Genomic DNA, 14,328 nt, shown 5'->3' with positions numbered 1-14,328 from the left:
TCCTTTTTTCAATATCCACACTTTGGGTATATTTGAAAAGCAATGGTAGTTTTTTCACAAACTCCCGTTGGTAGCCATTTTAAACAGACATCACAATCCAATTCAAATTCATAGAAAACTGTGACACGACTTTTATTACCAATCTTACTTCTACTTGGACATTTTGCTTTTGGGCAGACAAAAATAATTTTCAGTTATAGCAAGGGACACAGTTCTTGGAACAATCCAGGAGTTTATGGCAATAGTGAACAAATTGAATTTATAGCAACGAGTGACAGCAATTTTAGTTTGACACGATATTTTAAAGTTGCTTATTCAGCAGGCAAAGACGGTAAAACTTTCACAAAAGACACAAGTGAACTGCCCATAAACAAATATGGTGCAGTAAACAAACAATATTTTCAAAACTGGCTTGCTCAATTGAACACCCAAAAGGAAAATTATACTGAAAATTTTGTTAAGCCACGTTTAATAAAACCGACAAAAAGAGAAATTATTATCGTAGCTAAATCAATAGACAAGGAACTTTTCTTTGACAAAGACTTTAAAGAAAACAGAAAAGCGATAACTGAAAAAATCCAAAATTTCTATAAACTTGACTCTTTTCTCATCTTAACAAAACCAGACATTGAAAATTTAATGGTTGTTACAGATAACTGGCACAGACTTAGAATTCAAGTAGTTAATAACAATGATACAACAATTTATCAATGTCAGTTTTGGGTTCCGCTTGGACAGCCCATTTCTCGTTACGATCACAAAGACTTCAGTAACTCAAAAACTATATCAAATCTTGAAGCGAATACATCTGCTCAAGTTTTTTTGCCTAATGATTCTGAAACTTTCAAAATACTTGACATGAACAATATTAAAGAGCGATACATCAAATGGTGCTTAGAAAAATATTTTTATTGACGATAAAAACGGCTACCAACATTGGGTATTGCTGCGAGTTGGGCTTGACTAGCAAACATCAACTAATTGCAAATCCAAGCTGTGGTTTTGACTGGAGGAATAAGTATCAACTTGAGTTCTTAAAATCAATCTTATATTTTCAATCAGCAGCGGTTGTGGGCAGATGGAATACTAATTAGCTTCGCTGAACATTGTTTCCCAACCTGCATAAAGCCCTGCCCATTAGCGGTAAAGCAACCGCCAGTTCAAGTCAACTAATAAATTGAAACAAACTGTGCAAATCGATATTTCTAGTTGACAAAGAAAAATTAAATTTTATATTTTAACTATCGCCTTACTAAAGATAGCAAGACTTAGGACTTATTAAGAAACTGGGAATCATTACAACCAATTGTTTTCAAAATATTTCCACAAACAAGTGACAAGTCAAAATCAGCAAAATAAATAGAGAGTTTTGCGTTTATAATTGTTGAATGCTAATTAAACTAATAATATGACTGAAAAGCTTCTTGAATTACTTTTTTGTACTGTCGTGATATTTTTATTCTGATTGAATTTTAATAGTAAGTGGACAAATAGAAATTACGAAAAATTAAAATCAAATAATTTAAGTTGGTATTGGTTTAGGGTTTTTAAGATTTCTGAAACAAAAGAAAACTTCATAAAATTTCGTAGAAGGCTTAGTGTTTTTGGAATTATGATTACGGTAATAACAATTATTGTGACCTTACTAACATAAAATAGAAGACAAATGAAATGCACTACAGCCAACACGAACTGTGTATAGCTATTAAGTGGTTTAGCTAGTTGCGAATGCCCTACAAGGAAAATATGGGTAAGCAACAACGAAATACAACCACTACCCTACCAAAATGAAAAAGCCTTTTCAAAATGGAAGGGTATTTTTTAGAACAACATATTAGCAAAAAAAAATTAAAGCTTATTTAAGCATATTTCTTGGGCTTTTACCTGTTACTAATTACTTTTACTTTTGATGGCATGTTATTAGCCATTAATTATCGATTGCCTGCTAAATGAAACGATTTTAGCAAACCCCTACTAATATGCACTCTAACCTTAAGAAGGTAACAGCGGCTGGTCTGTTGGTTACTCTCGGAATTATCTTTGGCGACATTGGTACTTCACCACTTTATGTTTTTAAAGCCATCATGGGCGAAAGGCCTATTTCGGATGAGCTAGTTTATGGCGGTATATCCTGCGTTTTTTGGACGCTTACTTTACAAACCACTTTCAAATACATTTTGCTGACCTTGCAGGCAGATAATAAGGGCGAGGGCGGTATTTTTTCTTTATATGCTTTGGTGTGGCGTTATAGGCACTGGCTGTATTTTCCAGCTATTGTTGGTGCGGGCACCTTATTAGCCGATGGTATTATTACACCGCCTATTTCTGTGGCTTCGGCTATTGAGGGCTTAAATGGCGTTCATGGCTTAGAAGATATAATTGTGCCTGGTAATGCCTTAACCATTGGCATTGTTATCGGTATTATCTCTTTGCTATTCTTTTTCCAACAATTTGGAACCAAGGTGGTAGGTAGTGCTTTTGGGCCTATCATGTTTATATGGTTTAGCATGATTATGTTTTGGGGCATTATACAAATTTCGCACTATACGCCTATCCTAGCAGCTTTTAATCCCTATTATGCCATTCATTTATTAACCCATTATCCAAATGGTTTCTGGTTGTTAGGCGCTGTATTTTTATGTACTACTGGTGCCGAAGCTTTATACTCAGATCTAGGACATTGTGGTAAAAAGAATATTCAAGTAAGCTGGATTTTTGTAAAAATAGCGTTGATAGCCAACTATTTTGGTCAGGCTGCCTGGTTGTTAAACAGTGGTAAAACCCATTTAGATGGTTTAAATCCGTTTTACGAAATTATGCCACACTGGTTTTTATTGCCAGGTATCGTAATCGCTACAATGGCTACCATTATTGCGAGTCAGGCTTTAATTAGTGGCTCGTTTACACTCATCAGTGAGGCTGTAAGTATGAATTTTTGGCCGCGCATCACGATAAAATATCCTACCAATATTCGCGGGCAAATTTATATCCCAAGTATTAACTGGATATTGTGGGCAGGCTGTGTAGGTATGATGCTGTACTTTAAAGACTCTAGCAAAATGGAAGCCGCTTACGGCTTTTCTATTGTAGTGGCCATGCTTATGACTACCTGCTTAATGTTTTACTACATGAAGTTTGTAAAAAAATGGAGTGCTGCCTTATTGTTCATTATTCTAGCTGTATTCTTAACGGTAGAACTCTCTTTCTTTGTTACCAACGTGGCTAAAATTAAACAACGCTGGATGTTCTTAATATTTGAGATAACATTGGTATTTATTATGTATATCTGGTACAGAGCTAGAAAAATTACCAATCGTTTTTTACAATTCGAAAATTTACAGCCTTATATACCAGCATTAATTGATCTTAGTGTAAATAAAGACGAGCCTAAATATGCAACGCATTTGGTATACCTTACCAAGGCCAACAATAAAAAAGCCATTGAAAAACGTATATTAGAATCGCTACTTAGTAAGCGACCAAAACGTGCGGACGTATATTGGCTATTGCATATTGATAGAACCGATGAGCCATATACCATGGAATACACGGTAGATGAAATAGAACACGATAAAATAATTCGTGTAGACTTTAAGCTAGGCTTTAGAATTCAGCCAAGAATTAACTTGTTTTTCAAGATTGTTTTGGAAGAAATGCTTGAGCACCACGAACTACATTTAGACCCGAACAAGCCTGCGATAGCCTTAAACAAACACAATATTACAGGCGATATTCGTTATGTAATTATTCAGCGTTTCTTATCGGTAGAAAATGAATTTTCTTTGAACGAAGGCTTTATTCTTAATTCCTATTTTGCCATCAATGGCTTAGGCTTATCAGATAAGAAAGCTTTTGGTTTAGACGGTAGCGATACAGATATAGAAAAAACACCTTTGGTAATTGCTACCCCACAGCAAGTATCGTTAAAAAGGGTCACGCATTAAGTAAATAATTATTAAAATTGGTAAAAGACCATCCTAAAAGGATGGTCTTTTTGTTTTTATAGCCAATAGCTAACACCCTTTCAAAATGAAAATCTATTAATCAATTTGGAATACTTTTTTTAGGCTTAAGAAAGAAATGGCGTATCGCTTCATTTCTCTGAAACCCAATATCTATAGGCACTTCGCCTTTCACCATCTTCTTTTCCTAGCTATTGGCATTGCATTGGCGTATGGGTAATTAAAAATACAATCATGCAAAACAACCCAACCTATTCAACGAAAAAAATACAGCCATTTAAGCTACTAATTATTGGGTATTCACTCATAGCACTAGCGGGTATTATTTACAGAATTACAAACTAATCTATTATGCTGACCATCATTTTAATCGTAGCAGGCTTACTTGGCTTTGCCCTCTTTTACAAATCAATTGACTTTTTTGAAAACATTTAAATCAACACATCATGTTAGCCGTTTTTATCATTGCTATTCTTGTTTTCTTTTTTGTATGCTATGTGCTAGTAAAACCTGAGAAATTCTAGCAGCCCTACCTAAAAAAACTTCAACTTCCAAACCATAGATTATCATGAACACAGAAATTCTTGGCGTTATCGCCATGTTTATAGTATCAGTTGCCTTAGCAATCCCTTTGGGTAGATACATTGGCAAAGTGTACAGCGGCGATGCCACTAGGGCGGATGCCATTTTTAAACCTTTAGATACACTATTCTTTAAAATAAGTGGTATCAACCCAGATAAGGACATGAATTGGAAACAACATCTTGTAGCGTTGTTAACCATCAACTTTGTTTGGTTTTTACTATCCATGTTGGTATTAATGAATATGGGTTGGTTGCCTTTAAATCCAGATGGCAATCCATCTATGCCCGCAGACTTAGCATTTAATACCTCTATCAGTTTTATATCTAATACTAATTTACAACACTATAGCGGCGAAAGTGGCGTGTCTTACTTGGGTCAGTTGATATTGATGTTGTTTCAATTTATTTCTGCGGCTACAGGTATGGCTATTTGTGCCATGGTATTTATTGCCATGAAAGAGAAAACAACAGATAAACTTGGCAATTTCTATAACCTATTCATCAAATCATTAACGAGAATTCTATTGCCTTTGTCCATGATCGTAGCCGTGATACTGTTGTTTAACGGCACACCTATGACCTTTAAGGGTAAAGACCAATATATATCCATTCAGGGCGATACAGTAAATGTTAGTAGGGGCCCCGCCGCCGCCATGGTTGCTATCAAGCAGCTTGGCACTAACGGTGGGGGCTTTTTTGGAACCAACTCCGCTCATCCATTAGAAAATCCTAACTATTTTACCAATATTGTTGAAAATGTGATGATCGTGATAATACCTATCGCCATGGTATTTGCAATGGGTTATATGCTCAAAAAACGTCGTTTCGCTTGGATGATTTTCGGCATTATGACCATTGGCTTCTTACTCTTTTTAGTACCATCCATATATGTAGAAATGCAAGGCAATCATGCCATTGGCAAAATGGGTATTGCACAACCACTTGGGAGTATGGAAGGCAAAGAAGTACGTTTTGGGTCTGCAGCATCGGCTTATTGGGGTATAACTACCACAGTAACTTCTAATGGTTCAGTTAATGCCATGCACGATAGTTTTACTCCACTCACAGGTATGTTTTGCATGCTTGGCATGATGATTAATTCTTTCTATGGTGGCGTTGGTGTTGGCTTTTTAAACTTTTACATATTTATTATAATCGCCGTATTTATTTCAGGCTTAATGGTAGGCAGAACACCTGAGTTTTTGGGTAAAAAAATAGACGCCAAAGAGATGAAAATAGCCGCCATCATTGCCTTGTTGCACCCATTTTTAATATTGGTAGGTACTGCTATTGCTGCGCATCTTTATACGCATAATCCTACTGAATATGCAGCATGGTTAAATAATCCTGGTAATCATGGTTTTAGCGAAATGTTGTACGAGTTTACCTCATCATCCGCCAATAATGGTAGCGGTTTTGAAGGTTTAGGATACGGTAATAACTCATCTGTTGGTGATAATACGCTTTTTTGGAATATCGCCTGTGGCATCGTGATGCTGTTGGGTCGTTTTTTACCAATTATAGGTCCGGTAGCTATTGCAGGTATTTTGGCCAATAAAAAGTATATACCAGAAAGTGCGGGCACTTTAAAAACCGATACTGGCACATTTGGAATTATGATTTTTGCGGTCATATTCATTATTGCTGCATTGTCCTTTTTCCCCGCTTTATGCCTTGGGCCTATCGCAGAATATTTTGGAATGAAAGCCTAAATCTGTCTGAACCAGGATTTGCCAAGATTTTATAGATTCAAAAAAATAGACTTAACTGGGATTTTAAAGGTAAAAGATTGGTTTACAAATCCTGTAAATCACATACATCCAACAAAATCTCAGTTCAGACAATCAACTCATAATTATGTCAACAACATCAAATAAATTGTTTGAACCAGCATTGGTAAAAGAAGCTTTAGCGCAATCTTTTATTAAGTTAAACCCAAAAATAATGTTCAAAAACCCTGTTATGTTTACAGTGGAAATAGGGACAGCCATTATGCTAGGTGTCTGCATTTGGATAATTGCAGGCGACAAAACACAAGGTAGCTTAGCTTACAACCTTATTGTGTTTGGCGTATTATTTTTAACCTTATTATTTGCCAATTTTGCTGAAGCAATTGCCGAAGCAAGAGGTAAAGCGCAAGCCGATAGCCTTAGAAAAACGAGAGAAGAAACACCCGCCAAATTAGTGGATACCAATCATGCTGGTAGTCACCACATTGTACCATCGTCACAACTTAAAAAAGGCGATATTTTTCTTTGCGAAGCAGGCGACACCATACCAATGGATGGTGAAATTGTAGAAGGTATAGCCACGATAGATGAGAGTGCTATCACAGGCGAATCGGCACCAGTAATAAGAGAAAGTGGTGGCGATAAAAGCTCTGTTACTGGCGGTACTAAAGTATTAAGCGACAGAATTAAAGTACGTGTAACTACAGAGCCTGGTGAAAGCTTTTTAGATAAAATGATTGCCTTGGTAGAAGGTGCTTCCCGCCAAAAAACACCCAATGAAATTGCGTTAACCATCTTGTTGGCAGGCTTTACACTCGTATTTATTATTGTATGTGTTACACTCCAGCCGTTTGGTGATTATGCCAAAACGCCCATCACTATTGCCGCTTTTATCTCTTTATTTGTATGCTTAATACCTACTACCATTGGTGGTTTGTTGAGTGCTATTGGTATCGCAGGTATGGATAGAGCGTTGCGGGCCAATGTGATTACCAAAAGTGGTAAAGCAGTAGAAACGGCTGGCGATTTAGATGTTTTATTATTAGACAAAACTGGTACCATTACTATTGGTAATAGAAAAGCCACCAACTTCTACCCTGCTAATGGCGTAGAGAAGCTCATATTTATTGAAGCTTGTGTATTGTCGTCTTTAGCCGATGAAACACCTGAAGGCAAATCGATTATTGAATTAGCGAATTTAAATAACAATGCATTCAATATTGAAGGTGCAAGGTTTATTGAGTTTACGGCTGAAACTAGATGCAGTGGTGTTGATTTACCAAGCGGTTTACGTGTAAGAAAAGGTGCTTTTGATTCAATAAAAAAGATTGCTGAAAAAGCAGGCAATAGTATGCCTAACGAAACAGCCGAACGAGTAAAAGCAATCGCCTCAAACGGTGGTACACCATTGGTAGTGAGTCAAAATGAGCAAATAGTTGGTGTAATAGAACTACAAGATATTATAAAACCAGGTATTCAAGAACGTTTTACCCGCTTACGCAAAATGGGTGTAAAAACGGTAATGGTGACAGGTGACAATCCTTTAACAGCCAAGTTTATAGCTGAAAAAGCTGGTGTGGATGATTTTATTGCCGAAGCCAAACCAGAGGATAAAATGAATTACATTAAAGCTGAGCAGCAAGCTGGTAAATTAGTAGCCATGATGGGCGATGGTACCAACGATGCACCTGCCCTTGCGCAAGCCAATGTAGGTGTAGCCATGAATAGCGGTACAGCAGCAGCCAAAGAAGCTGGCAATATGGTAGACCTTGATAACGACCCTACCAAATTGATTGAAATAGTAGAAATTGGTAAGCAATTATTAATGACGAGAGGTACATTAACTACCTTCTCTATTGCCAATGATGTAGCAAAGTATTTTGCCATTGTACCAGCTTTGTTTATTGCTTCTATACCAAGTTTGCAAGCCTTAAATGTGATGCGCTTACACAGCCCAGAAAGTGCCATTTTATCAGCCATTATTTTTAATGCCATCATTATTCCAGCATTAATTCCATTAGCTTTAAAAGGTGTCGCTTATAAACCAATTGGCGCAAGTGCTTTACTAAGGAGAAACTTATTAATCTATGGTTTAGGCGGTGTAATTGTTCCTTTTATTGGTATTAAACTACTAGACATGGTTGTTAGTATTTGGTTCTAGATCAGGACTTAAATGATTGTAATGACAAGCATAATGCTTCTTTCTTAATCATTCTTGTCACTAATCTCTTCATCATGACCAAATTATTCAATCTTTTAATCATTAAAATCATACATAACATGAAACAACATATTCTTCCCGCAATTAAATTAACAGCAATATGCATTGTGGTATTTTGCGGATTGTATTCTTTGGTAATTCTTGGCATTGCTCAAATAGCCCCCAATAAAGGTGAAGGTGAAACAGTAATGGTAAATGGTAAAATAAAAGGCTATGCGTTAGAAGGGCAAAGCTTTACACAGGACAAATATTTTTACAGTCGTCCGTCTGCCGCGGGCTATAATGCCGCAGGAAGTTCTGGGAGTAACAAAGGCCCAAGCAATCCTGATTATTTGAAGGATGTTAGAAGCAGAATTGACACATTTTTAGTGCATAATCCTACGGTTGCTAAATCAGAGATTCCTTCAGATTTAGTAACTGCTAGTGGTAGTGGCTTAGATCCAGATATCAGCGTTAAAGGGGCTTTAGTGCAAGTAGATAGAATTGCAAAAGAGCGTAAAGTAGCACCTGAAAAAATCAAGGCATTGGTAGAAAAAAGTATTGAAAAACCTTTAGCTGGCTTATTTGGTACAGAGAAAATTAATGTGCTAGCTTTAAATATTGAGCTAGACAAATTAAAATAAAAGTTACTTATAAAATATAACGTCCATTTGCAGATGGATAAAAAAGCGTACATATCGATACCTATCGGTAGTGTGAGGCAACGATACTAAATAGTACTACAAAAGCCAGTAATATAAAAATAAAAACACCATGCCAGAACAAGAAAAAAAGTTGAACAGTTTATAAATCTTATTCGTAAAAATACTTCATAAGCTACCTTTCAACAAGAGGCTATCTTTAATTTCGCAAGAAATTTTTACAATAAAATGGAATCAACAAACCATCATATTAATTACAATAAACGCATTTCATTTGCAGGTGCATTAATAGCTGTAGGCATTGTATTTGGCGATATTGGTACATCACCGCTTTACACTTTAAATGCAGTTTTCCATAATAGAGTAATTACAGAAAATGTTGCCTTAGGCAGTTTGAGCTGCATATTTTGGACGCTATTTTTTCAAACAACTTTAAAGTATGTCATCATTACCCTCAGAGCAGATAATAATGGTGAAGGCGGCATTTTTTCTTTGTATACTTTAATAAGAAGAACTTCAGGTAAATGGCTAATTTTTCCAGCAATGGCTGGGGGTGCTTTTTTAATTGCAGATGGTATTATTACACCACCTATTTCTGTTGCATCTGCCATTGAAGGATTAAAAGAAGTAATGCCTACATTAAATGCAGTTCCAATCATTGTGGCAATACTGATTGGGCTTTTTATTTTCCAGCAGTTTGGTACGGAAAAAATTGGTAAAGTATTTGGTCCCGCCATGGTTATCTGGTTTGGGTTTATTGGTGTGTTAGGCGCAATGGCACTCAGTCATAATTTATCTACATTAAAAGCGATTAATCCTTATTATGCTTATAAAATGCTCACAAATCATAATGGTGGTTTTTGGTTACTTGGCAGTATTTTTTTATGTACTACTGGTGCCGAAGCTTTGTATAGCGATATGGGGCATTGTGGAAGAAACAATATTCGCATTAGTTGGAGTTTTATTAAAATAACTTTAATACTTAGTTATTCTGGGCAAACAGCCTGGCTACTGAACCACGTTGGAGAAACTATCGGCAACATTAGCCCATTCTATCACACTATTCCTCCAAGTATTTATTTGCCTGCTGTTATTATTGCTACAATAGCTACCATCATTGCATCTCAAGCCTTAATTAGTGGTTGCTTTACATTAATTAACGAAGCCATTAGACTTGATATTTGGCCAAAACATTTGGTTTTATTTCCAGGAAAAATAAAAGGTCAATTATATATTCCTGCTGTTAATTGGTTTTTGATGATTGGTTGTGTGAGTATGGTTTTATACTTTCAAGAAAGTACAAAAATGGAAGCAGCTTTTGGCTTGAGTGTAACCCTTACAATGTTAATGAGTACTGTATTAATTAACTTTTACTTGCACGCAAAGAGAGTAAACTTTTTTTTAGTAGTTGCCATTACAGGCTTATTCCTCACCATTGAAACAGGCTTTTTAATTGCTAATCTTCAAAAAATAAAAGATGGTGGCTGGATTACACTTTTAATTGGGTTGTGTTTGTTCATGGTAATGTTTATTTGGTGGAAAGGGCGCAAAATAAAAGCAATATTAACGCCACTAGTTTTTCTCGAAAATTATTTACCTACTTTAAAGAAGTTGAGTATGGACGAATCCATTCCAAAATTCACTACAAACCTAGTGTACCTTACATCTTCTGCTTCTCAAAGAAAAATCGAGCAAACCATTCTTAATTCTATTTTGCATAATGGAACACCAAAACGTGCAGACATATATTGGTTTATTCACGTGAATGTTTTAGACGAACCTTATGCAATGAATTATAGTATAGATACAGTTGCAAAGAATGATGTATATTTCATTGAGTTTAATCTAGGTTTTAGAATAGAACCAAGAATTGATTTTTATTTTAGAGAAGTTGTAAATGAAATGATTGCCAATAACGAAGTAGATGTTTCTGAAAGATGTGAAATGGGTTATCAAAACACCAAAATGGGCGATTTCCGTTTTATTACAATGGATAGCTTTTTATCGTTTGATAATGATATGCCCTTTTGGAGAAATTTCATAATGAAAAGCTATTACAACTTAAAACACTTAAGCGTTAAAGAACACATCAATTTTGAGTTAGATAAAAGCAATTTAGTAGTTGAAAAATATCCCTTGATTATCACACCTTTTCAACACACAAAATTGTTAAGAAAAGTTATTCGCCATTAAATAATAGTCAATGCCTGAGCAAGAAAAAAACGCTGAACACTTTTTAAATTTGATACGAAAAAGCAGACGTGGCAAGTTTAAAATTTACATAGGTATGAGTGCGGGTGTGGGTAAAACCTATCGCATGTTGCAAGAGGCGCAAACCCTTATGCGTAATGGTGTAGATGTAAAAATTGGCTATATAGAAACGCATAATAGAACAGAAACGCATGCTTTGCTAGAAGGCTTGCCAATTATTCCAAGACGAGAACTCTTTTATAAAGGCAAAGCCCTAGAGGAATTGGATGTTCAGGCGGTTATTAATCTGCATCCAGAGATTGTAATAGTAGACGAACTAGCCCATACCAATATTGAAGGCAGTAAAAATAATAAGCGCTGGCAAGATGTGATGGACATTTTAGATGCGGGCATAAACGTGATTAGCGCTGTGAATATTCAGCATATAGAAAGCTTGCACGGCGAAGTAAAAGCCATTACCAATGTGGATGTGGCTGAACGCATACCCGACAGTGTTTTGCAGCAAGCAGATGAAGTGGTAAATATCGATTTAACGGCCGATGAATTGATTACTAGATTGAAAGAAGGTAAAATTTATGCGGCAGATAAAATTGAGATTGCACTGCGTAACTTCTTTCAGGCAGATCGCATATTGCAATTGCGTGAACTAGCATTAAAAGAGGTTGCTAGCCAAGTAGAACGCAAGATAGAAACCGAACTACCACGCAACGTACAGCTAAAAACTGAACGCTTTTTAGCGTGTATTAGTAGCAACCACGAGATTGCCAAAAAAGTGATTAGAAAAACGGCTAGGCTGGCTTCTTACTACAATAGCAAATGGTATTTACTATATGTTCAAACACCTAAAGAAGACGGCGACAATATTGGTTTAGCTGCGCAAAGGCACTTAATTAATAACTTTAAATTAGCTGCAGAATTGGGTGCAGACATTATTAGAATTAAGAACAATAATATTGCAAAAGGTATTTTTGAAGCCACCACGCAAAAAGAAATTACAACCATTTGTATTGGCAAGCCGCACTTGAATTTGTTTAAAATTATTTTAAATACGGCCGTTTTTAATCAGTTGTTAAATAAACTATCTGCATCAGATATTGACATCGTAATTTTATCTTAAGGATATGTGATCTAAGAAAAAGTGATAATAAAAAGCTCATGAAATTAAAAACAAAATTGACCGTAGGGATAGGTTTTCTCTTCATTGTGATATTGGTATTCGGTATTCTTGGCATTACTTCTATTTACAAACTTAGCACCAATACCAATAAAATATTAACTAATAATTACGAAACTTTAGTATACAATAATAATATGTTGAAGGCGCTAGAAGAACTGCCTGACAACAAAACTGCTTATACTGAATTTGAAAATAACTTAGCTAAACAAGAGAACAACATCACAGAATACGGTGAAGATGAAGCCACAAAACTGCTACGTAAAAACTTTGAAGAATTAAAGCTACAACCTAATGACAGCAGCAATTACAGAGAAATAAGGCAAGCCATTCAACGCATTAATAACATGAACCAAAATGCCATTATGCGTAAAAATGATATTGCACAAAGTACCGCAAGTAGTGCCATATTTTGGCTTACCGTGGTGTTTACCATTTTAACCATCATCGCATTAACGTTGACAGTGAATTTCCCAGATATCATTGCCACGCCTATTAAAGCCTTAGCGGAAGGAATCACAGCCATTGCCAACAAGAACTATAGCAATCGAATACATTTAAAGCAAGATGACGAGTTTGGCGATTTGGCCAATGCTTTTAATATTATGGCTGAAAAGCTAGACGAATACGAACATAGTAATTTGGCAAAAATTAAGTTTGAAAAAAGCAGGATTGAAACCATTATCAATCAAATGAAAGATGGAATTATTGGTTTAGATGAACGAAAGCATATCCTATTTATTAATGCGGTTGCTGAAAAAATGCTCGGCTTAAAAGAACAAGATATTATAGGAAAATATGCAGCAGACATCGCCCTTACTAATGATTTAATGCGCCGCTTACTACAAAATGATAACCACACAGAGCTGAAAATTTACGCCGACAATAAAGAAAGCTATTTTAACAAAGATGTTCTAACAGTAAGTAACGATGCGCAAGTAATAGGTAATGTGATTGTATTAAGAAACATCACACCATTTCATGAATTGAACGAGGCCAAAACCAATTTTATTGCTACCGTTTCACACGAGTTAAAAACACCCATTGCCTCTATAAAAATGAGCCTTGATTTACTAGAAAACAAACAAATAGGTAATATCAACGATGATCAAAAGCAACTAATCGACAGTATTAAAGATGATAGCAATAGACTTTTGAAAATCACTGGCGAATTACTGAATTTATCGCAGGTAGAAACCGGTAATATTCAGTTAAGCCTGCAGCCTTGCAGCATTTTAGAGATTGTAGATTATGCCACTAATGCGGTAAAAATGTCTGCTGAACAAAAAAAAATTACCATTCTACAAGAAGTTGCTACTACTAATGTTTTAGTAAAAGCAGATAAAGACAAAACAGCTTGGGTATTAATTAATTTGCTCACCAATGCCATCAAATATTCATATGAACAAAGCAGTGTCACTATTCGTGTTGAACATGAATCAAATAATTTAAAAATTAGTGTGGTAGACAAAGGCGTAGGCATAGCGCCAAAATATTTAGACAAAATTTTCGACCGATATTTTAAAACCCCAAATAGTATTTCTACTGGTACAGGCTTAGGCCTAGCCATTAGTAAAGAGTTTATAGAAGCCCAAGGCGGTATCATTGGTGTTAAAAGTAGCCTTGGCAAAGGCAGCGAATTTTATTTTATGTTGCCCAGTTAATTAATTAATGCAAGTTATTTAATGGTCATAAAAAAAGCGATTCCGTTACGAATCGCTTTTTGCTTTAATGCACTTTGAAAAAACGCATTAGAATCGTTTAGTAATATGGTGGCTTTACCTAAAAGAAAGCTACTATACTCC

The 14,328-nt window shown here is 35.7% G+C and carries 8 protein-coding genes; all 8 read left to right on the top strand.

What is annotated here, in order from left to right:
* Positions 1–120: 120 nt before the first annotated feature.
* The 8 genes from ACFOW1_RS03710 to ACFOW1_RS03675 all read left to right on the top strand — a co-directional run bounded on the left by ACFOW1_RS03710 (position 121) and on the right by ACFOW1_RS03675 (position 14,187).
* Positions 121–915, top strand: coding sequence for a hypothetical protein (locus ACFOW1_RS03710; RefSeq protein ID WP_379012366.1), 795 nt, complete (start codon positions 121–123; stop codon positions 913–915).
* Positions 916–1,979: 1,064 nt separating this feature from the next.
* On the top strand, positions 1,980–3,944 hold the full coding sequence (locus ACFOW1_RS03705) for a KUP/HAK/KT family potassium transporter (RefSeq protein ID WP_379012365.1): 1,965 nt from the start codon (positions 1,980–1,982) through the stop codon (positions 3,942–3,944).
* A gap of 586 nt (positions 3,945–4,530) precedes the next feature.
* Complete coding sequence (kdpA, locus tag ACFOW1_RS03700) at positions 4,531–6,258, top strand: potassium-transporting ATPase subunit KdpA (RefSeq protein ID WP_379012364.1); 1,728 nt, start codon at positions 4,531–4,533, stop codon at positions 6,256–6,258.
* Positions 6,259–6,403: 145 nt separating this feature from the next.
* The gene (kdpB, locus tag ACFOW1_RS03695; RefSeq protein ID WP_379012363.1) at positions 6,404–8,437 is read left to right on the top strand and encodes a potassium-transporting ATPase subunit KdpB; all 2,034 of its coding nucleotides are present in this window, start codon (positions 6,404–6,406) and stop codon (positions 8,435–8,437) included.
* Between the two features lie 119 nt (positions 8,438–8,556).
* Positions 8,557–9,120, top strand: a complete 564-nt coding sequence (locus ACFOW1_RS03690; RefSeq protein ID WP_379012362.1) for a K(+)-transporting ATPase subunit C — start codon at positions 8,557–8,559, stop codon at positions 9,118–9,120.
* Positions 9,121–9,366: 246 nt separating this feature from the next.
* A complete protein-coding gene (locus ACFOW1_RS03685; RefSeq protein ID WP_379012361.1) occupies positions 9,367–11,331 on the top strand; it encodes a KUP/HAK/KT family potassium transporter in 1,965 nt (654 codons plus the stop codon).
* A gap of 10 nt (positions 11,332–11,341) precedes the next feature.
* A complete protein-coding gene (locus tag ACFOW1_RS03680) occupies positions 11,342–12,466 on the top strand; it encodes a sensor protein KdpD (protein ID WP_379012360.1) in 1,125 nt (374 codons plus the stop codon).
* Positions 12,467–12,504: 38 nt separating this feature from the next.
* Complete coding sequence (locus ACFOW1_RS03675; protein ID WP_379012359.1) at positions 12,505–14,187, top strand: sensor histidine kinase; 1,683 nt, start codon at positions 12,505–12,507, stop codon at positions 14,185–14,187.
* Positions 14,188–14,328 lie beyond the last annotated feature (141 nt).

This window comes from Parasediminibacterium paludis (genome assembly GCF_042651445.1).
GTDB lineage: Bacteria > Bacteroidota > Bacteroidia > Chitinophagales > Chitinophagaceae > Parasediminibacterium > Parasediminibacterium paludis.
Note: the sequence above shows the minus strand (reverse complement) of the source record. Positions and strands in the feature narration are given on the sequence as shown.